Genomic DNA, 20,257 nt, shown 5'->3' with positions numbered 1-20,257 from the left:
AGCTCGCGATGCCGGACTTCAAGGTAGTGATCAACGACGAGGAGCAGTACTCCGTCTGGGCCGCCGACCGCCCGGCGCCCGCAGGCTGGCGGGAGTCCGGCTTCGCCGGCTCGCGGCAGGAGTGCCTCGACCACATCGACCAGGTCTGGACGGACATGCGGCCGCTCAGCCTGCGTACGGCCATGGGCGGATGAGCATGGAAGGCTACGTGCTCCCCGCCTCGTTCGGGCAGGAGCGCCTCTGGTTCGTGGACCAGATGGAGCCCGGTCTGACGGCGTACAACATCGCGTTCGTCAAGCTGCTGCGGCGCGGCCTGGACCCGGACCGGTTCGAGGCGGCGCTGCGGGAGCTGGTGAAGCGGCACGAGACGCTGCGCACCGGGCTGGAGCTGCGCGACGGCGAGCTGGCGCAGATCGTGCTGCCCGAGCTCCACGTGGACGTCGAGCGGACCGACCTGCGCGGGCTGGACGGGAGCGAGCAGGCGGCGCGGCTGGCGGAGATCCACGCCGCCGACGCCGCCCGCCCCATCCCGCTGGACCGGGCGCCGCTGTGGCAGACCAAGCTCTTCCGGCTGAGCGAGGACGAGTGGCAGGGGTTCTTCCTCTTCCACCACATCATCTTCGACGGCACCTCGGTGGAGATCTTCATCACCGACCTGGCCGCCCTCTACGACGGCAAGACCCTGCCGGAACCGCCCATCCAGTACGGCGACTTCGCCGCCTGGCAGCGCGGCCGGTGGGACAACGGCGAACTGGCCGACCAGCTCGCGTACTGGAAGAAGCAGCTGGCCGAGCCGCCGCCCCCGCTGGAGCTCTCCCCGCGCGCCCCCGACCCGGAGATCTCCCGGCACGCGGGCGGCGACGTCGGCTTCGACCTGCCGCCCGAGCTCACGCGGCGGGTGCGCGAGCTGGCGGCCGCCCGCGGCGCGACGCCGTTCGCCGTGCTGCTGGCCGCCCTGCAGGCGCTGGTCGGGCGGCTGACCGGCCGTGAGGACGTGCTCGTGGGCACGCCCGTCTCCGGACGGGACCGGCCCGAGACCGCCGGGCTGATCGGCATCATGGTCAACACCGTGGTGGTGCGCGGTGACTGCCGCCGCGAGGTGCCGTTCACCGAACTGCTCGCCCAGGTGCGGGCGAACCTGCTCGACGCGCTGGACAACCAGGAGGTGCCCTACGAGCGCCTGGTCGAGGAGGTACGCACCGAGGGCGCCGACGGCGAGCCGCTGCACCAGATCGTCTTCAACCTGCTGCCGCTGGCCGAGAACATCCAGCTGCGCAACGGCACCGCCAAGGTCGACCTGCTGATCGACCTCGTCGAGGAGGGCGACCGGATCAGCGGGCGGATGGAGTACGCCAAGGCCCTGTTCGACTTGGAGTGGGCCGAGAACTTCGCCGCCCGGTACCGGCTGATGCTCGGCGGCGTGCTCGCCGATCCGGCCACTCCGGTGGGGCGGCTGCCGATCCTGCTGCCCGGGGAGGAGCCGCGGGGCCGTACCGGGGAGATGCCGGAGCGCAGGAGCGTCACGGAGGTGTTCGCCGCGCTCGTGCGCGAGCGGCCCGGCGCGGTGGCGGTCGCCGACGCGGACGGCGGCGCGCTGACCTACGGCGAGCTGGACCGGCGCTCGGGGCGGCTGGCCGCGCTCCTGGCCCCGCACGCGCGGCCGGACACGCCGATCGCGGTCCTGCTCGGCAACGAGGTGGAGCTGGCCGTCGCGGTGCTGGCCGTGCTGAAGGCGGGCGCGGCGTTCCTGCCGCTGGACGCGCGGCATCCGGTGGAGCGGGTGCGCTACCAGCTGGCCGACTCCGGGGCGACCGCGATCGTCACCGGCCGGGCGACCAGGCTGCCCGAGACGGGGCTGCCGATCCTCGACCCGGCCGACGCGCCCGGCGAGGCGGCGCCCGCGGTGGCGCGGCATCCCGGCCAGCTCGCGTACGTGATCTACACCTCCGGCTCGACCGGGCGGCCGAAGGGCGTGGGCGTCGCCGACGGCGAGCTGACCGCCTACGTCTCCGGCGTCACCGGCCTGCTCGGCCTCGCGCCCGGCCGCCGCCTGTCGATGCTGCAGCCGCTCACCTACGACTTCGCGATCACCGTCTTCTTCGGCGCGCTGCTGACCGGCGGCACGCTCCACCTGGTGCCGCGCGAGCTGGCCACCGACGCCTACTGGGTCGCCGAGCACCTGCGCCGCGAGGCCGTCGACATCTACAAGGTCACGCCGTCGCACCTGGCCGCGCTGCAGAGCGGGCTGCCCGACCCGGCCGCGCTCCTGCCCCGCCGCACGCTCGTGCTCGGCGGCGAGGCCTCACGCTGGGAGTGGGTACGCGAGCTGCGCGCCGCGGCCGGTCCCGAACGGTCGGTCGTCAACCACTACGGCCCCACCGAGACGACCGTCGGCGTGCTCGCCCTGGCCGGTGACCAGACGCCGCACGGCGCCGGAACCATCACCCCGGTCGGCCACGCGCTGCCCCACGCCACGGCCTACGTCCTGGACGTCGGCCTGCGGCCGGTGCCCGACGGGGTGCCCGGCGAGCTGTGCGTGGGCGGCGTGAGCGTGAGCCGCGGCTACCTCGGCCGCCCGGCCGCGACCGCGGCGGTCTTCGTGCCCGATCCGTTCTCCGGCGTGCCGGGCGCCCGGCTCTACCGGACCGGCGACCGGGCCAGGCGGCTGCCCGACGGCTCCGTGGAGTTCCTGGGCCGGGCCGACGACCAGGTCAAGATCCGCGGGTTCCGCGTGGAGCCCGGTGAGGTGCAGGCGGCGGTCGCCGCGTACCCGGCCGTGCGCGAGTGTGCCGTCGTGGCCCGCGACGGCGAGCTGACCGCGTACGTGGTCGGCGCGGTCGAGGCCGCCGCGCTGCGGGCGCACCTGGCCGAGCGGCTGCCCGACTACATGGTGCCCGCGCACGTCGTCTCCATGGACGGGCTGCCGCTGGCCGCGCACGGCAAGCTCGACCGCTCCCGACTGCCCGCGCCGGCCGCCGCCGCCGCGAGCGCGGGCGCGCCGCCGTCCGGCGCGAGCGAGGAACTGGTCGCCGCGTTGTTCCGGCAGTTGCTCGACTGCGGCCCGGTCGGCAGGGACGACAGCTTCCTGGAGCTCGGCGGCCACTCCCTGCTCGCGATCAAGCTGATGAGCCGGGTCAGAACCGCCTTCGGGGCCGCGCCGCCACTGCGCGCCCTGTTCGAGAACCCGACCGTCGCCGGGCTCGCCGCGAAGATCGACGCGGCCCTGAGCAGGCGGGGCGAGCGGCTGCCGCCGGTCGTGCCGGTCCCGCGCGGCACCGGCCTGCCCGCCTCCTACGGCCAGCGCCGCCTGTGGTTCCTCGACCAGCTCGAACAGGCCGCCGCCGTCTACAACACGCACGTCTGCCTGCGCGTGCGCGGCGACCTCGATCCGGTACGGCTGGCGCGCGCCCTGCTCGGCGTCGCCGACCGCCACGAGGTGCTGCGAACACGGCTGGAAGAACGCGACGACGACCTGATCGTGCGGGTCGAGGACGAGCCCGAGGTGCCCTTCGCCGTCACCGAGCTGCCCGGCGGCGGACCGGCACGGGCCCTGCGGCTGCTGGAGGAGGAGGGTTCGCGGCGCTTCGACCTGACCACCGAGCCGCCGCTGCGCGCCCACCTGGTCCGTATGGCGGCCGACGACCACGTCCTGCTCGTCACGCTGCACCACGTGGTCAACGACGCCTGGTCGGCGGTGCTGTTCCAGCGCGAGCTGGCCGAGATCTACGCGGCCCTGGGCGAGGACCGGCGGCCCGGCCTGACGGAGCTCCCGGTGCAGTACGCCGACTACGCCGCCTGGCAGCGGGCCCGGGTCGAAGGGCCGTTGCGGGAGACGCAGCTGGCGTACTGGCGTGAACGGCTGGCCGGGCGGCCCGAGCGACTGGAACTGCCCGCCGACCGGCCCCGACCGGCCCGGCGGAGCTACGCGGGGGCGAACGTGCCGATCAGCGTTCCGGCGCCGCTGGCCGAGCGGCTGCGCGGGCTGGGCGCCGAGGAGAACGCCTCGCTGTTCATGACACTGCTCGCGGCCTTCTCGGTCCTGCTGGCCCGGCACTCCGGCCAGGACGACATCCTGGTCGGCACGCCCGCGGCGAACCGGCCCAGGCCCGAGGTGGAGCCGCTGCTCGGCTTCTTCCTGAACACGCTGGCCGTCCGGGCGGACCTGTCGGCGGACCCGACCTTCCGCGAGCTGCTCAAGCAGGTCAGGACGACGTCGCTGGAGGCCTTCGCCAACGACGAGGTGCCGTTCGAGGTGCTCATCGAGGACCTGCAGCCGCGCCGTGACCTGGGCGGCACACCGCTGGTGCAGGTGATGCTCAGCCTGGAGGACGCCGAGCGGCCGCCGGTGTCGGCGGGCGGGCTGCGGTTCGAGTGGCTGCCGTCGGGGACCGCGCACGCCAAGTTCGACCTCACGCTCTATCTGCGGCGGGAGTCGGACGGGCTGCACGGCATCCTGGAGTACCGCACCGACCTGTTCGACGCGGGCACGGTCGAACGGCTGGCCGCCCGCTTCCTCGCGCTGCTGACCGCCGCGGTGGCCGATCCGGACCGGCCGGTCTCCTCGCTGCCGCTGCTCACCCCTGCCGAGAACGCGCTGATCGAGGAGTGGAACGACACCGGCTCGTTCGCGTCGTCGCCGTCGTTGCCCGAGCTGCTGGCCCGGCAGGTGGCGGCGACGCCGGAGGCGGTGGCGGTGGTGGGGCCTTCCGGTGACGCCCTGACATACGCCGATTTTTCGGGACGGGTCCGGGGGTTGGCCGGTGCGCTTCGAGCGGCCGGGGTCGGGGCCGGGTCCGTGGTGGGGGTGTGCCTGCCGCGGAGCGTGGATCTGGTGGTGGCGGTGCACGCGGTGGTGACCGCCGGGGGCGCGTACCTGCCGCTGGAGCCCTCCCATCCCGACGAACGGCTGACCTTCCTGACCGGCGACGCGGGCGCCCACGTGATCATCACCGACGCGGCCGACCGCTTCCCCGGCCACACGACCGTGCCCCCCACCGCCTCTCTCCCCGCCACCGCCCGCCAGTCACCCACCGCATCTCTGTTGCCCACCGCATCTCTGTTGCCGAGCGCGGCGGGCGGGGACGCGGGGGGTGGTCTGCCGGAAATTTCGCCACATGCTCCGGCCTATGTGATCTACACCTCGGGTTCCACGGGCACGCCCAAGGGGGTCGTGATCTCGCATGCGGCCATCTCCAACCGGCTGCGATGGATGTCCGAGGCCTTCCCCCTCACCCCCGGCGACCGGATCCTGCACAAGACGCCGTTCACCTTCGACGTCTCGGTCTGGGAACTGTTCTGGCCGCTCATCGCCGGCGCGGGCATGGTCGTGGCCGGACCCGGGGCGCACCGGGACACCGCCGAGCTGGTCCGGCTGATCGGCGAGCACCGGGTGACCACGGTCCACTTCGTGCCCTCGCTGCTGGACGCCCTGCTGGAGGAACGGCCCGCGCTGCCCTCGCTCCGGCGGGTGATCTGCTCGGGCGAGGCCCTGCCCACCTCACTGGCCGGGCGCTTCCACGCCGCCCTGCCGGACGTCGAGCTGCACAATCTCTACGGCCCGACCGAAGCGGCCGTCGACGTCACCTGGCACGCCTGCGAACCGGGCGAGAGCCGTACCCCCATCGGAAGACCCATCACCGGCGTCCGCGTCGAGATCCTCGACCGGAACAACGAGCGGGTCCCGATCGGCGCGCCCGGCGAGCTGTGCATCGGCGGCGTCGGCCTGGCCCACGGGTATCTGGGGCGGCCGGGGCTGACGGCGCGGCAGTTCACGCCGTCGCCGCACGGCCGCCTCTACCGCACCGGCGACCTGGCCCGCTGGCTGCCCGACGGCGAGATCGAGTACCTGGGCCGCATCGACCACCAGGTCAAGATCCGCGGCATCCGGGTCGAACCAGGGGAGACCGAGGCGGCGCTCACCGCGCACCCCTCGGTCAGGTCCGCGGTGGTCCTCGCCCGGCGCGGCTCGCTGGTCGGCTACCTGGTCGCCGAGCCGGAGATCGACCTGCCCGCGCTCACCGCCCACCTGCGCGCCCGGCTGCCCGAGCATCTGGTCCCGGCCCAGTACGCGGTGCTGGAGGAGCTGCCGCTCACCCCGAACGGCAAGCTCGACCGCAGCGCGCTGCCCGAACCCCGTCCGGCCGCCGCGCCCGTCCACGAGCCGCCCGCCGGGCCGGAGGAGGAGGCGGTCGCACAGGTGTGGGCACAGGTGCTCGGCGTCGGGGACGTCGGCGCGCACGACAACTTCTTCGCCCTGGGCGGCGACTCCATCCAGTCGCTCAAGGTCGTGGCCAGGCTGCGGGGCCGCGGCTACCTGCTGGCCCTGGAGCGGCTGTTCACACACCAGACCGTGCGCGAACTGGCCACCACGCTGGAGCACGGCCCCGCCGCCGAGAGCGCTACCCGCGCCGCGTTCGGCCTGCTCGGGGCCGGTGACCTGGACCGCATCAAGCGACGCTTCCAAGGAGGGCGACCATGACGGCGCTGCAGGACGCCTACCCGCTCACCGCGCTGCAGGCGGGCATGTTGTTCCACAGCTCCTACCAGGAGGGGTCGCCGACGTACCACGACGTGTTCACGCTCGTGCTGCACGGACGCTACGACGCCGCGGCGCTGCGTGCGGCGCTGCGGGAGGTCATGGCGCGGCACCCGGTGCTGCGCACGTCGTTCGACCTCACCGGCTTCGAGGAACCGCTCCAGCTCGTGTGGGACGAGGTCGAGCCGCCGCTGACCGAGGTCGCCGAGCCGATCGGGGCCTGGGGCGAGGCGGAGCGTGGCCGGGCGTTCGACTACGGGGACGCGCCGCTGTTCCGGGTGGCGGTGGAGGTCAGGGGAGCGAAGGAGTTCGGGCTCGGGCTCAGCTTCCACCACGCGATCCTGGACGGCTGGAGCGTCTCCACGCTCACCGGCGACCTGCTGCGCCGCTACTCCGCGCACCTGGCGGGGACCCCGCTGCCGGTGGAGCCGCTGGAGCCGAGCTTCCGCGACTTCGTGGCCACGGAGAAGGCGGCGATCGCCGACGAGAAGACCGCCGGGTTCTGGCGGGACCTGCTCGACGAGGCCCCCGACGGCGTCCTTCCCCGGCTGCCCGGCTACCGGGCCGGTGACACCGAGCAGGCCGTGTCCCGCCCGGTCGCCATGGACGAGCCCGTCGTCGCGGGCCTGGCGGAGGCGGCCACGCGGTTGCGGGTGCCGCTGCGCACGGTGCTGCTCGCCTGCCACCTGCGGGTCCTCGCCCTGCTCACCGGCGAGGGCGAGGCCGTAACCGGCGTGGTCACACACGGGCGGCCCGAGCACGAGGCGGCGGGCGAGGTGCTCGGGCTGTTCCTCAACACCGTTCCGTTGCGGGTACGCACCGACGTGCCCACCTGGGAGGCACTGATCAGGGGCGTCTTCGAGACCGAGGTCGCGCTCCATCCCCACCGCCACTACCCGCTCTTCGAGATCCAGCGGCTCACCGGGCGGGCCCCGGCCTTCGACGCGCTCTTCGACTACCGGGACTTCAAGGCCTACCGCGAGCTGGGCGGGGATGGCCTGGCCGTGTCGGAGACCGAGTTCTTCGAGCAGACGAACCTCGCCTACGCCGCCAACTTCACCTGGTCGCCGCGGACGCGGCGGCTCGGGCTGACGCTGAAGTACGACCGCACGCAGTTCGCCGCCGGCCAGATCGAGCGGGCTGCCGCGTACTACCGGCGGGCCTTCGCCGACGTCGCCGCCGACCTGGCCATCGATCCGCGGGAGAGCGGCGGGTACGTGGCGGCGGACGCGGCGATGATCGCCGGGTGGAACGCCACCGGGCCGGGCGTCCCCGGCACCCTGCCCGCGCTGCTGGCGGCGCAGGCGGAACGGACGCCTGAGGCCGTGGCCGTGGTGGGGCCCTCCGGCGACACCCTGACTTACGCCGATTTTTCGGGACGGGTCCGGGAGTTGGCCGGTGCGCTTCGAGCGACCGGGGCCGGGGCCGGGTCGGTGGTGGGGGTGTGCCTGCCACGGAGCGTGGACCTGCTGGTGGCGGTACACGCGGTGGTGACCGCCGGAGCCGCCTATCTACCGCTGGAGCCTGCCTATCCCGATGAACGGCTCGCCTTCCTGACCGGCGACGCCGACGTCCAAGTGATCATCACGGAGGAGGCGGGCCGCTTCCCCGGCCGCACGACCCTCTCCCCCGTGGCCGCGCAGGAGGGCGGCCCGATGCCGGAAATCTCGCCACATGCTCCGGCCTATGTGATCTACACCTCGGGCTCCACCGGCAACCCCAAGGGCGTGGTCGTCTCCCACGCGGCCATCTCCAACCGCCTCCTCTGGATGTCGGACGCCTTCCCCCTCACCCCCGGCGACCGCATCCTGCACAAGACGCCGTTCACCTTCGACGTCTCGGTCTGGGAACTGTTCTGGCCGCTCATCACCGGCGCGGGAACGATCGTGGCGGGCCCCGACGACCACCGCGACACGGCGGCCCTGACCCGCCTCATCCGCGAACACGCCGTGACCACCCTGCACTTCGTCCCGTCGATGCTGGAGGCCCTGGTCGAGGAGACCCCGGTCCTGCCGTCGCTCCGGCGGGTGATCTGCTCGGGCGAAGCCCTGCCCACCTCACTGGCCGAACGCTTCCACACCGCCTTCCCCGGCGTCGAACTCCACAACCTGTACGGCCCGACCGAAGCGGCCGTCGACGTCACCTGGCACGCCTGCGAACCGGGCGAGAGCCGTACCCCCATCGGAAGACCCATCACCGGCGTCCGCGTCGAGATCCTCGACCGGAACAACGAGCGGATCCCGATCGGCACCCCGGGCGAGCTGTGCATCGCCGGAGCCGGGCTGGCCGACGGGTACCGGGGGCGGCCGGGGCTGACCGCCGCCCAGTTCACCCCGCACCCGGACGGCGGGCGCATGTACCGGACCGGCGACCTGGCCCGCTGGCTGCCCGACGGCGAGATCGAGTACCTGGGCCGCATCGACCACCAGGTCAAGATCCGCGGCATGCGGGTCGAACCGGGCGAGGTCGAGGCCGCGATCAGCCTGCATCCGCACATCAGGAGCGCCGTCGTGGTGCCGTACAAGGGCGGGCTGGCCTGCTACGTCGTGCTCGAACCCGGCACCGTGGCCGAACTGTCCGACGTCACCGCGTTCCTGCGGGCGCGGCTGCCCGAGCACATGGTGCCGGGCGCGTTCCTGTCGCTGGAGCGGCTGCCGACCACGGCCAACGGCAAGCTCGACCGCAAAGCGCTGCCCGATCCGGCTCCGGCGCCGCGCCCGCCGTACGAGGCGCCGCGGGACGAGCTGGAGGAGCACCTCGCCACGTTGTTCGCCGACGTGCTCGGCGTGGAAGAGGTCGGGATCCGCGACGACTTCTTCGCCCTTGGCGGCCACTCCCTGCTCGCGCTGCGCCTGGCCATGCGGCTGCGCCAGGACCTCGGCCGGGAGGTGCCCGTCGCCACGATCCTGCCCGCGCCCACGGTCGCCCAGCTCGCCTCCGCGCTGCGGCACGACGCGGACACGCCGGTCGGCAAGGGGTGGATCGTCCCGCTGCGCGAAGGCGGGGACCGTACCCCCGTCTTCCTCGTCCACGCGCTCGGCGGCGAGGTCTTCCGCTACCAGCCGCTCGCCACAGCGCTCGGCGAGGACCAGCCCGTCTACGCGATCCCCGCGCACGGCCTGGCCGAAGGCGAGACGCCGCACGCGACGATCGCCGAGATGGCCGAGGCCTACGCCGCCTATGTCCGTTCGGTGCGGCCGCACGGCCCGTACGTGCTCGGCGGGTTCTGCATCGGCGGCAACATCGCGCTGGAGGTGGCCAGGCGGCTGCGCTCGGACGGCGAGGAGGTTCCGGCCGTCTTCCTGGCCTGGTCCTCGGCCGACGAACCGGTCGTACGCAGGTCGTTGGAGGACGACCTGGAGCTCATGGGGCACGCGCTGGCCGGCGGGCTGACCACGGTGGACATCCAGGAGTTCAGGCACCTGGAACCGGCCGAGCAACTGCTGTCGGTCATCAACGCCGCCTCCAGCGAGGGCACACTCCGGCAGCGACCCGACGACCTCGCCTACATCCGGCGCTACCTGGACGTCTTCCGCGCCAACGCCCACGCCGTCGGCCACTACACCCACGAGCCCTACGACGGCCGCGCCGTCCTGCTCATCCCCGAGGGTGACGGCGTCTCCCTCGACGAGGACTACGGCTGGCGCGCGGTCTGCGACCGGCTCGACGCCGGTTACCTGCCCGGCGCCCGCTTCAGCTCGTTCTTCCCGCCCTACGTCGCCCGCACCGCAACCGAATGGAGGAGGTGGATGGATCATGGCACAGGAGACGACGGCCAGTGATGCGCCGCCCGAGACGCCCAGCCTGTGGAAGCACAGGGACTTCCTGAAGTTGTGGAGCGGGTTCACCGCCTCCGCCTTCGGCAACGCCGTCACCGAGGTGGCCTTCCCGCTCGTCGCGATCGTCCTGCTCAGCGCCTCGGAGGAGCAGCTCGGCTTCCTCGGCGCGATCGGGCGGGTGCCGATGCTGCTGTTCCTGTTCGCCGGGTTCTGGGCGGACCGGTTCCGCAAGCGGCCCACGATGATCGTCACGGACGTGGTGCGCGGGTTCGCGCTCATGCTCATCCCCGTGCTCTGGCTGACCGGCTCGCTCAACCTGGTCTGGCTGGGTTTGGTGTCGTTCGTACTGGTCACCATGTACGTGTTCTTCGAGGTGGCCAACATGTCGCACCTGCCGTTCCTGGTGGGGCGCGAGCAGCTCGGCGACGGCAACGCCAAGCTGCAGCTCAGCACCTCGGTCGGCAAGATCGCCGGGAACACGCTCGGATCCGCGCTGGTCACCACCGTCAGCGCCGCCGTGATCCTGGTCATCGACGTGGTCTCGTTCTTCGCCTCCGCGGTCCTGTGCGCGCTGATCAAGAAGGAGGAGCCGCGGCAGGATCCCTCCGAGGACAGGCCGGGCGTGATCTCCTCGATCAAGGAGGGGCTGGTCTGGGTCTGGCGGCAGCCTCTGGTACGGCCCGGCGTCATCGCCAGCGGCTTCTACATGTTCTTCTTCACCGGCATCCAGGTGCTGCTGCCGTTCTGGATCACCAAGAGCCTGGGCATGGAGCCGTACTGGGTGGGTGTGATGTTCGCGGTCGGCGCTCCGGGGGCGATTCTCGGGTCGCTGCTGGCCGTACCGGTGATGAAGCGGATCGGCATGGGGCCCGGCTTCTTCTGGGCGACCGTGGTCGGCAACGGCTCGCTCATCCTCATCGCGCTGGCCACCGGGCCGTTCTGGCTCGCGCTGACCATGATCGGCATCTCGCAGTTCCTGCTCGGCGTGACCGGCCCGATCGCGGGCGTCAACCACACCGTGCTCAGGCAGGGCGCCACACCCGACCGGCTTCAGGGCCGCGTGATGGCCTCGCAGCGCGCCGTCGCGCTGGCCTTCGCGCCCGTCGGCGCCGCCCTGGCCGGACTGCTGGCCGCCGGGATCGGCGTCCGGCCCACGCTGATCATCTGCGCGCTCGGGGCGCTCGTCCCCGTGGTCATCCTGGCCCTGTCCCCCGTGCCCCGTACCCGCGCGATGCCCACCCCTCAGGAGTGACCATGCCTGCCACCACCGTCGCCACGCTCGACCACGCCGACCCGGTGAAGACGGCCGAACTCCTGCTCGAGCACGGCGCCGTGCTCCTGCGCGGGCTCGGCGTCTCATCCGCCGAGGAGTTCCACACGGTGGTACGCGCGTTCGGCGAGCCGTTCACCACTTACCGGCACGGCAACTCGCCGCGCGAAGCCGTACACGAAGGCGTCTGGACCTCCACCGAGTACCCGGCCGAATACCGCATCTCCCTGCACAACGAACTCTCGCAGGCGGCGCTGTGGCCCGAGCGCCTGTTCTTCTGCTGCCTCGACGCCGCCGACACCGGCGGCGCCACCCCGATCTCGGACGGCCGCGTCCTGCTGGCCGCGCTCGACCCCGAGGTGCGCGAACGCTTCACCACCCGCGGCGTCACCTACCTCCAGAACCTCCACGGCGGTTTCGGCCTGGGCAAGTCCTGGCAGGACACCTACGAGACCGCCGACCGCGCCGAGGTCGAGTCGGTCCTGCGCGCGGCGGGCGCGCGGTTCGCCTGGAGCGACGAGGGCGATCTCCGCGTACGGCAGACGCGCCCGGCCACCAGGAAACACCCGCTGACCGGCGAGGAGGTCTGGTTCAACCAGGCCGAGCAGTGGCACGTCTCCTCCCTGCCCGCCGACGAGGCCGAGGCGCTGCTCGGCCTGGTCGAGTCGGAGGAGGAACTCCCCCTGCACGCCCTCTACGGCGACGGCGCCCCCATCCCCGCCGCCGATCTCGACCACGTGCGCGAGGTCGCCCGCGCCGGCGAGTGGGCCGAGCCGTGGCGGGAGGGCGACGTCCTGGTGATCGACAACATGCTGGTCCTGCACGGCCGGCACGCCTTCACCGGCACGCGCAAGGTCCTGGTGGCGATGACGTGAGCACGCTCGTCGTCCCGGAGCACCGGGAGTTCCGCGCCGAGTGGCTGGCGGAGTCGATCCCCGCCCGCTTCCTGGCCGCCGCCCGTACCCACCCCGACCGGCCCGCGCTCGACGGCCTCACCTACGCCGAACTCGCCCGCCGCGCCGGGCGGGTGGCGTCCGCGGTGCGCGGGGCGCGGCGGGTGGCGCTGCTGCTCGACCACGGCGCGCAGACGATCGCCGCGATCCTCGGCACGCTGGGCGCGGGCGCGGCCTACGTTCCGCTCGATCCGCGCTATCCGCCGGTACGGCTGCGCCGCATGGCCGCCCTGGCCGGCGCGGACGTGGTGCTGACCTCGCCCGGCCACCTGGCTTCGGCGGGTGAGCTGCTGGAGGGGTGCCGCGTGGTGGACGTGACCGCCCTGGCCGGGGAGTCGTCGTCCGGCTGGGTGCCGGTGGATCCGGACTCGGCGGCGTACATCCTGTTCACCTCCGGCTCGACCGGGGAGCCCAAGGGGGTCGTGCAGACGCATCGGGGGGTGTTGTTCCAGGTCGCCGCCCACACGAACAACCTGCGGATCGGGCCGTCCGACCGGGTCAGTGTGCTGTCGTCGTTCAGCTTCGACATGGCGGTGACCGACACGTTCTCCGCCCTGCTGAACGGGGCGTGCGTGGTGCCGGTGGACGTGCGGGCGGCGGGCCTGTCGGAGCTGGCCGTCGCCGCCCGAGAGATCACCATTTATCACTCCACGCCGACGGTTTTCCGTTATCTGGTGGATGCGCTCGCGGACGGTGAACGGCTGTCGCGCATGCGCGCCATCGTGCTGGGCGGCGAGGCCGTGGTGGGCGCCGACCTGGAGCGCTTCCGCCGCCACTTCGGCGGCTCCTGCGTCTTCGTCAACGGCTATGGCGCCACCGAGATCTCCTTCGCCGTCCAGAACCACCTCACCCAGGCCGACGCCGCCCTCGTACCGGCCGGAGTCGTCCCCATCGGCCGCCCCCTCCCCGGCACCCGGGTCACCCTGGAGCCGGCCGGCCCGGAGGGGCAGATCGTGATCAGAAGCCCCTACCTGGCCGGCTACTGGTGCGCGCCGGCCGGGGACGCCGCCAGGTTCGGCACGGACGCCGACGGCACCCGCTTCTACCTGACCGGCGACCTGGGCCGCCTCCTGCCCGACGGCCAGATCTCCTACCTCGGCCGCCTGGACCGCCAGGTGAAGATCCGCGGCCACCGCGTGGAACCGGGCGAGGTGGAGGCTGCCCTGTCGGCGCTCCCCCGCGTGTCGAAGGCGACCGTCGTGGCCCGAGACGAACACCTCCACGCCTACGTCATCGCCGAATCCGCGGCCGGGCTCCGCGACGCCCTGTCCGAGGTGCTGCCCGAGTACATGCTGCCCACCTCGTTCACCGCCCTCAGCGCCTTCCCTTTGACCCCGACCGGCAAGGTCGACACCGCCGCGCTCCCCGCACCCCGGCCGGTCGCCACGCCGTCCACCCTCACCGCCCTGGAAGAGGTGATCGCCGCCGCCTGGCGCACCGCCCTGGACCTCCCCGAGGTGCCCAGGGACCAGAACTTCTTCGACACCGGCGGCCACTCGCTCCTGATGGCCAAGGTCCAGCTCCACCTCGAAACCACTTTGGGCCGCCGCCTCCCCCTGACCACCCTCTACACCCACCCCACCATCGCCACCCTGGCCCACCACCTCACCCAGCGGCCGACCCCCGAACCCACCCCGTCCCCCACGGACCCAACGGACCGCATGACCCGCCGCCGCCAGTCCCGCCGCGACCGCCCCACCCCACCCTGACCCCGCGCCCACAGCCCCGCCCGCACACCCCGTGCCCAGACCCCCGAGCCCACCGCCCGGCCCGCACACCCCCCAGCCGACCCACGCCCCGGTCCCCTTGAGTTACGACCGCTCACCCCACGGGCGCCTGTCCCCTCCGAACGCCGGGCGACCGCCCTGCGGTCCCGGCGGACATCCCGGCGTTCCGGCAGCGACGCCGGATCCCGGCTGGTCGAGCTGGAGATCCGGCGGGTGCCCCTGAGCACGGATCGGGCCCCGACAACCGTCCCGGAGTTCTGACCGCAATCCGGAGCCCGGCTGGTCGAGCCGGGGATCCGGCGGGCGTCCCAGATCACGGGTCGGGCCCCGGCAACCGTCCGGGGGATTCGGCGGAGTGCCGGGGGCCGGCTGGGTGTGTTGGGGATCCGGTGGTTAGCGGGGTTCAGCAGGTCGTGCCGCGGGTGGTGCCGGGATTTCGGGGGTGGGGGTTCAGCGGCGCGGGCAGGCCGGGTCAGGGGGTGAGGTGGAAGGCGGCGCTGGCTCTGACCACGCCGTTGACCATGATCTCCAGCGTGCGCGGCCCCGGAGGCTCCACGCGGGTGGTCACCGGCCGGAACGAGTGGGACCTGGTCAAGGAGAAGGCCTCCCCCGCCACCCCGGCCACCCGCTCGCCCAGGTGGAACACCCGCCGCGACCCCTCACGGCACACCGCGTAGCGCAACACCACAGGTCCGGGCTCAGAGGCCGTGACCACCACGGTGAACGGCAGCTTCTCCCCCACCGCCACCTGCCCGGCCGCCAGCGTCAGCGACTCCACCGCGCCCCCGCCCGCCCGAGCCCCGACCAGCCCCAGCGCCTCGGGATGCCCTTCACGCAACAACCCCCGTACGGCATGCCGCACCACCTTCTCCACATACGACCCGCCCGAAGCCCGCCACCCGGCCAGCAACGCGATCGCCGCCTCCGGATGCCCCTTCGTGAAGTCGTTGACATGGTTGGCCACGGACCGGCGCACGTACTCGCTCGGGTCGTCGCGCAGCCGGTTGAGGATCGGCAGCGTCGGCCCCGGCTCCATCAGCCAGCTCACCCGCGTGGCCCAGGGCAGTCGCGGCCGGGTGCCCTCGGAGGCCAGGCGGCGCAGGTGCTCGTCGGCCGAGTCCGCCCAGCCGTACATGATCTCCAGGGCGGCCCGCCCGTGACGTTCCAGGAAGGGGCGCACGGCGAACTCGGCGGTGGCGTGCGGCGTGATCGCGGCCAGCGTCTCCATCGCGACGTCGAGGTGGCCGAGCCCGTGGAGCGCGACGTAGTCGGTGGCGGGCCAGCCGCTCCACATGTCGAGCTTGGGCGCGCCGGCCCGCAGGGCGGCGGCCACGGAGGGGAACGGCAGGCCGGCGACCAGGCCGAGCGTGCTCGCGACGTGCCGCACGCGGTCCTTGAGCTCCAGCGGGCCGAGGCCGGAGACGGCCTCGTGGACGAAGCGCTCGCGCGCGAAGCCGGGCAGCGAGGCGGCGAGACCGTCGGCGAGGACCCCGACGGAGGCGGCGTTGACGAGCTCTTTCAGGGGTTGGGCCACAGTTCCACACCGTGCCACATGGCACCGACAGTTCTGGCTCGCTCCTGCAGGAACTCCTGCTCGGCGGCGTTGTCGCTGAGCTCCGGCGCGGCGGCCGGGCCCTCGACCATGGCCAGGGCCACCGCCCGGTTGAGCGCGACCACGGGTGACGCCCAGATCCGCAGCAGCTCGCCGTACAGGATGAGGATCCGCGGCCAGACCGTCACGGTGCCGCCCGCCGCTGTGAGTCCTGTCTCACTGCCGCCCACACGCGGCTCGTAGTCGATCTTCCACAGCCGGCCGTCCGCGCGGACGGTGATGGCCTCCCGGACCTCTTCCGGCGAGCCCTCCAGCTCGCCCTGCCAGCGCACCTCATGGCTCTGGACATGATCGGTCTCCTTCGTCGTCCGGTGCTTTACCCATCCGACAAACGAGGCGAGCGGAAATCGACAGCTGGTCACAAAGGATTGACTTTAAGCAAGGGTAGCCTAACCTTATGCCCGTGACAGGGAAGATCTCGCTGGCCGGAGCCGATCTCCGCCTCAGCTACCACGGTACGTGCGTGGTCGAAGAGGGCCGTATCGACCTCCGCCCCGGCCAGGTGACCGCTCTGGTCGGTCCGAACGGCAGCGGCAAGTCCACGCTTCTGCGCGCGCTGGCCAGGCTGCACCGTCCCGAAGCGGGCACGGTGACGTTCGGCGACGGCGGGTCCGCACTGGACCTGTCGCCCCGCGACTTCGCCCGCCGCGTCACGCTGCTCGCGCAGAGCCGCCCCACCCCGAGCGGGGTACAGGTCAGCGACGTGGTCGGCTACGGCCGCCACCCGTACCGGGGCCGCTGGAAGGCCGGCGACCCCGACGGCGCCGCCGCCGTCGCCCGCGCGATGACGCTCACCGGCGTCGCCGCGATGGCCGAACGCCCGGTGGACGAGCTGTCCGGCGGCGAGCTCCAGCGCGTGTGGCTGGCCACCTGCCTGGCGCAGGACACCGCCGTCCTGCTGCTGGACGAGCCCACCACGTTCCTCGACCTGCGCTACCAGGTCGAGTTGCTGGAGCTCGTCCGCGACCTGGCCGACGAGCACGACGTCGCCATCGGCCTCGTGCTCCACGACCTCAACCAGGCGGCCGAGATCGCCGACCGCATCGTGCTGCTGCACGGCGGCAGGGTCCGGGCCGACGGCCCGCCGGCCGGGGTGCTCACCGAAGAGCTCCTCACCGACGCCTACGGCATCCGCATCGACGTCACGCAAGACCCCCAGACGGGCACGGTGCGCACCCGGCCGATCGGCCGGCACCTGCCCGTCGCGACCTGACAGGAAAGACATGCTCCCCCTGCGCACGGCCCTCGCGGCCCTGGCCGCGATCGCCGCTCTCAGCGCCTGCGGCACCACCGAGACCCCCGCCCCCGCCGCGTCCTCCACCTCCGGAGGTACGGCTCCCGCCACCGCCACCCCGGTCACCGTGACCGACGCGCGGGGCAAGCCGATCACCCTTGAGCGCGCGGCCAGCAGAGTCGTCAGCCTCGAATGGGGCGAGACCGAGATGCTGGCCAGCCTCGGCGTGATGCCGGTCGGCGCCGCCGACGTCAAGGGCTACGCCACCTGGGTGACCGCCGCCCCGCTCGACGCGTCGGTCAAGGACGTGGGCCTGCGTACCGAGCCGAGCGTCGACTCCATCGCCTCCCTCCAGCCCGACCTCGTCGTCATGGAGACCGACGACGAGGGCCTGGTGGCCCAGGTGGAGAAGATCGCGCCGGTGCTGGTCTTCAAGGGCAGCGACGCGACGGGCAACTTCCAGCGCATGCGCGAGGAGTTCAAGACGCTCGCCACCGCGGTCGGCAAGACGGCGGAGGCGGACAAGGCGCTGTCGGACTTCGACGCCGCCCTGGCCGACGGCAAGCAGAAGCTGGCCGCCGCCGGCGTCGCGGGCAAGCCGTTCGCCATGGCCGACGGGTGGAAGGAAGGCAGCACGATCTCCGTCCGCCTGTTCGGCAAGGGCGCGCTGGTCTCCGACGTGGCCGAGGGGCTCGGGCTCAAGAACGCCTGGACCGGCAAGGTCGACAAGGTCTGGGGCCTCGGCAACACCGACGTCGAGGGCCTGACCGCGCTCAAGGACGCCGACACCCGCTTCTTCTACAGCGCCTCCGACGGCGTCGACGTCTTCGCCGACGGCCTGGCCTCGAACGCCATCTGGAAGTCGCTGCCGTTCGTGAAGAAGCAGGGCGTCACCAAGCTGCCCGACGGCATCTGGACCTTCGGTGGCCCGGCGTCGTGCAAGCAGTACGCGGAGGCGCTCGTCAAGGCCCTCACCGCTTGAGCACGCTCACGTCCGTCGAGGTCCCGATCACGCCGCTGAGGCGGGTCGGGACCGCGGGGGTCTTCCTCCTCGCGCTGGCGGCGCTCGTGCTGGTCTCGGCCGTGCACATCACCCAGGGCACCTCGTCGGTCGGCGCCATGGACGTGTTGTCCGGCGTCTTCGGCGGCAGCGACGAGGCGGTCAGGGTACTGCTGGCCTCCCGGCTGCCCCGGCTGCTCGCCGGGGTCGCGGTCGGCGTCGCGCTCGGCGCGGCGGGCTCACTGCTGCAGTCGGTCGCCCGCAACCCGATGGCCTCGCCGGACACGCTCGCCGTCAGCAACGGCGCCTACCTGACCGTCGCCACGGCGGCCGCGTTCGGCCTCTCGCTGCCGGTCGTGCTCTCCGGCGGCCTCGCCTTCTTCGGCGGGCTGGCCGCCGCCGCGCTGGTGCTGGCGTTGTCGGCGGGCGGGCGTACTGGCACCACCCGGCTCATCCTGGCCGGTTCCGCCACCGCGCTGGCGCTCGGTTCACTCACCAACCTCGTCATGATCCTCTTCCAGGAGGGCACGACCGGTCTGTACGCCTGGGGCAGCGGCTCGCTGGTCCAGAGCGACCTGGACGCGGTCACCCAGCTCGGCCCGGTAATCCTGGCCTGCCTGCTGGCCGCCATGGCCGCCGGTCCCAAGCTGGACATCCTCGGCCTGGGCGACGACACCGCCTCCGTGCTCGGCGTCAACGTGCGCAGGCTGCGCCTCGTCCTGACGTTGCTGGCCGTGGTGCTGGCGGCGGCGGCCGTGACGATCGCCGGTCCCATCGGCTTCGTCGGCCTCTGCGCGCCGGTGATCGTGCGGCTGCTGCCCAGGTCGATCCCCGGCCTGCACCGCAACCGCTCGTTGCTGCCGCTGTCCGCGCTGGCCGGGGCGCTCATCGTGCTCGGCTCCGACATCCTGCTGCGGGCCGTGCTCGGCGCGCAGGCCGGGGTGGACGTGCCGCCCGGCGTGGTCACGACGCTGCTGGGCGCGGTGGTCATGATCTGGCTGGCCCGCCGCTACCGCGACGCCGGTCCCACCCGGCAGCCGCCCGCCGTACGCACGGTCGTCGGCCGTTCCCGCGTCGCCTTCCTCGTCGTCGTCGCGATCTGCCTCGCGCTCCTGACCGGGGCCGCGGTGCTCGGCATGCTGGGCGGCGACACGTGGCTGCTCACCGGGGACGTGGCCAACTGGCTGCAGGGCCGTACCGGACGGGCCCTCACCTACGTGCTCGACCAGCGCTACCCGCGCGTGCTCGCCGCGTTGCTGGCCGGAGCGGCGCTCGCCGTGGCCGGCACCGCCGTGCAGGCGGTCTGCCGCAACCCGCTCGCCGAGCCCGGCGTGCTCGGCGTGACCACGGGCGCGGGAGTGGGCGCGATCGCCCTGCTGACGACGGTTCCGATGGCGGGCATCTGGGCGATGACGGGGGCGGCGGGCGCGGGCGCGCTGGTCGCGTTCGGCCTGGTCTACCTGCTGTCGTGGCGCGGCGGCCTGAACTCCGACCGGCTCGTCCTCATCGGCGTCGCCGTCCAGGCGGCCTGCACGGCGATGACCGTCCTGATCATCGTCAAGTCGGACCCCTGGAACACCGCGAAGGCCCTGACCTGGCTGTCCGGCTCCACCTACGGCAGGATGCCGATCCAGCTGATCCCGGTCGCGCTGGCGCTGGTGGTGTCCGTCCCGCTGATCGCCTGGCTCCGCCGCGACCTGGACCTGCTCGCGCTCAACGAGGACACGCCGCGCGTGCTCGGCGTCCCCCTTGAGCCGGTACGGCTGGCCGCCCTGGCCGCCTCCGTCGTGCTGACCGCGACGGCGGTGTCGGCCGTCGGCGTGGTCGGATTCGTCGGCCTGGTCGCCCCGCACGCCGCGCGGGCCCTGGTCGGCGCCAAGCACGCGCGTGTGCTCCCGGTCGCCGCGCTGCTGGGCGCGCTCCTGGTCAGCCTGGCCGACACCCTGGGCCGCACGGTCATCGCCCCCGCCCAGGTTCCGGCCGGGCTGGTGACGGCGCTGATCGGCACGCCGTACTTCGTCTGGCTCCTGTGGCGCTCACGCGCCCGCTAGATGTACTTGGCCATGATCTTGATGACACGTGGCCATGATTGATTGATCATGAAGAAGACCTCCGGCGTAGTGGAGTTGCTGACTTCACCCACGCAG

At 72.9% G+C, this 20,257-nt stretch carries 11 protein-coding genes; 9 read left to right on the top strand and 2 right to left on the bottom strand.

Annotation, left to right across the window (positions count from 1 at the left end):
• Positions 1-8: 8 nt before the first annotated feature.
• From ACIBHY_RS52985 to ACIBHY_RS52960, 6 genes are read left to right on the top strand one after another with little or no spacing between them, the layout of a single operon-like run.
• Positions 9-194 carry an MbtH family protein gene (locus ACIBHY_RS52985; RefSeq protein WP_379610453.1) on the top strand — a complete coding sequence of 62 codons (186 nt, stop codon included), beginning with the start codon at positions 9-11 and terminating at the stop codon, positions 192-194.
• The gene (locus tag ACIBHY_RS52980) at positions 191-6,478 is read left to right on the top strand and encodes an amino acid adenylation domain-containing protein (protein ID WP_397310851.1); all 6,288 of its coding nucleotides are present in this window, start codon (positions 191-193) and stop codon (positions 6,476-6,478) included. Before ACIBHY_RS52985 ends, ACIBHY_RS52980 begins: the two co-directional genes overlap by 4 nt.
• Positions 6,475-10,317 carry an amino acid adenylation domain-containing protein gene (locus tag ACIBHY_RS52975; protein ID WP_397310850.1) on the top strand — a complete coding sequence of 1,281 codons (3,843 nt, stop codon included), beginning with the start codon at positions 6,475-6,477 and terminating at the stop codon, positions 10,315-10,317. Before ACIBHY_RS52980 ends, ACIBHY_RS52975 begins: the two co-directional genes overlap by 4 nt.
• Positions 10,292-11,566: an MFS transporter gene (locus ACIBHY_RS52970; RefSeq protein WP_397244605.1), complete on the top strand. Its 1,275-nt coding sequence runs from the start codon at positions 10,292-10,294 to the stop codon at positions 11,564-11,566. The genes ACIBHY_RS52975 and ACIBHY_RS52970 overlap by 26 nt, the downstream gene beginning before the upstream one ends.
• A gap of 2 nt (positions 11,567-11,568) precedes the next feature.
• Positions 11,569-12,459: a TauD/TfdA family dioxygenase gene (locus ACIBHY_RS52965; protein ID WP_397310849.1), complete on the top strand. Its 891-nt coding sequence runs from the start codon at positions 11,569-11,571 to the stop codon at positions 12,457-12,459.
• Positions 12,456-14,246, top strand: a complete 1,791-nt coding sequence (locus ACIBHY_RS52960) for an amino acid adenylation domain-containing protein (RefSeq protein WP_397310848.1) — start codon at positions 12,456-12,458, stop codon at positions 14,244-14,246. Before ACIBHY_RS52965 ends, ACIBHY_RS52960 begins: the two co-directional genes overlap by 4 nt.
• Before the next feature lie 490 nt (positions 14,247-14,736).
• Here the strand turns inward: ACIBHY_RS52960 and ACIBHY_RS52955 are convergent, their stop codons facing one another.
• Entirely contained in the window at positions 14,737-15,798 is a 1,062-nt protein-coding gene (locus ACIBHY_RS52955) for a hypothetical protein (protein WP_397310847.1), read from the bottom strand.
• Positions 15,783-16,148 carry a hypothetical protein gene (locus tag ACIBHY_RS52950; protein ID WP_397310846.1) on the bottom strand — a complete coding sequence of 122 codons (366 nt, stop codon included), beginning with the start codon at positions 16,146-16,148 and terminating at the stop codon, positions 15,783-15,785. Before ACIBHY_RS52950 ends, ACIBHY_RS52955 begins: the two co-directional genes overlap by 16 nt.
• A 131-nt stretch (positions 16,149-16,279) precedes the next feature.
• Between ACIBHY_RS52950 and ACIBHY_RS52945 the strand changes: the two genes are divergently transcribed.
• Genes ACIBHY_RS52945 through ACIBHY_RS52935 form a run of 3 tightly spaced genes read left to right on the top strand, consistent with a single transcriptional unit; the run spans position 16,280 to position 20,161 of the window.
• Positions 16,280-17,089 (top strand): ABC transporter ATP-binding protein, encoded by an 810-nt coding sequence (locus tag ACIBHY_RS52945; RefSeq protein ID WP_397310845.1) that lies wholly within the window; start codon positions 16,280-16,282, stop codon positions 17,087-17,089.
• 10 nt (positions 17,090-17,099) lie between these two features.
• Positions 17,100-18,092 (top strand): ABC transporter substrate-binding protein, encoded by a 993-nt coding sequence (locus ACIBHY_RS52940; protein WP_397244617.1) that lies wholly within the window; start codon positions 17,100-17,102, stop codon positions 18,090-18,092.
• Complete coding sequence (locus ACIBHY_RS52935; RefSeq protein ID WP_397244619.1) at positions 18,089-20,161, top strand: iron ABC transporter permease; 2,073 nt, start codon at positions 18,089-18,091, stop codon at positions 20,159-20,161. The genes ACIBHY_RS52940 and ACIBHY_RS52935 overlap by 4 nt, the downstream gene beginning before the upstream one ends.
• Positions 20,162-20,257 lie beyond the last annotated feature (96 nt).

Source organism: Nonomuraea sp. NPDC050547, from assembly GCF_044457345.1.
In the GTDB taxonomy this organism is placed as follows: Bacteria; Actinomycetota; Actinomycetes; order Streptosporangiales; family Streptosporangiaceae; genus Nonomuraea.
The sequence above is the reverse complement of the archived record's forward strand: the minus strand, read 5'-3'. Positions and strand labels throughout refer to the sequence as shown.

Bases quoted from the DNA above. Each gene is read 5' to 3' on its own strand.
- ACIBHY_RS52985 (WP_379610453.1), top strand. From the start codon at position 9: ATGCCGGACTTCAAGGTAGTGATCAACGACGAGGAGCAGTACTCCGTC.
- ACIBHY_RS52980 (WP_397310851.1), top strand. From the start codon at position 191: ATGAGCATGGAAGGCTACGTGCTCCCCGCCTCGTTCGGGCAGGAGCGC.
- ACIBHY_RS52975 (WP_397310850.1), top strand. From the start codon at position 6,475: ATGACGGCGCTGCAGGACGCCTACCCGCTCACCGCGCTGCAGGCGGGC.
- ACIBHY_RS52970 (WP_397244605.1), top strand. From the start codon at position 10,292: ATGGCACAGGAGACGACGGCCAGTGATGCGCCGCCCGAGACGCCCAGC.
- ACIBHY_RS52965 (WP_397310849.1), top strand. From the start codon at position 11,569: ATGCCTGCCACCACCGTCGCCACGCTCGACCACGCCGACCCGGTGAAG.
- ACIBHY_RS52940 (WP_397244617.1), top strand. From the start codon at position 17,100: ATGCTCCCCCTGCGCACGGCCCTCGCGGCCCTGGCCGCGATCGCCGCT.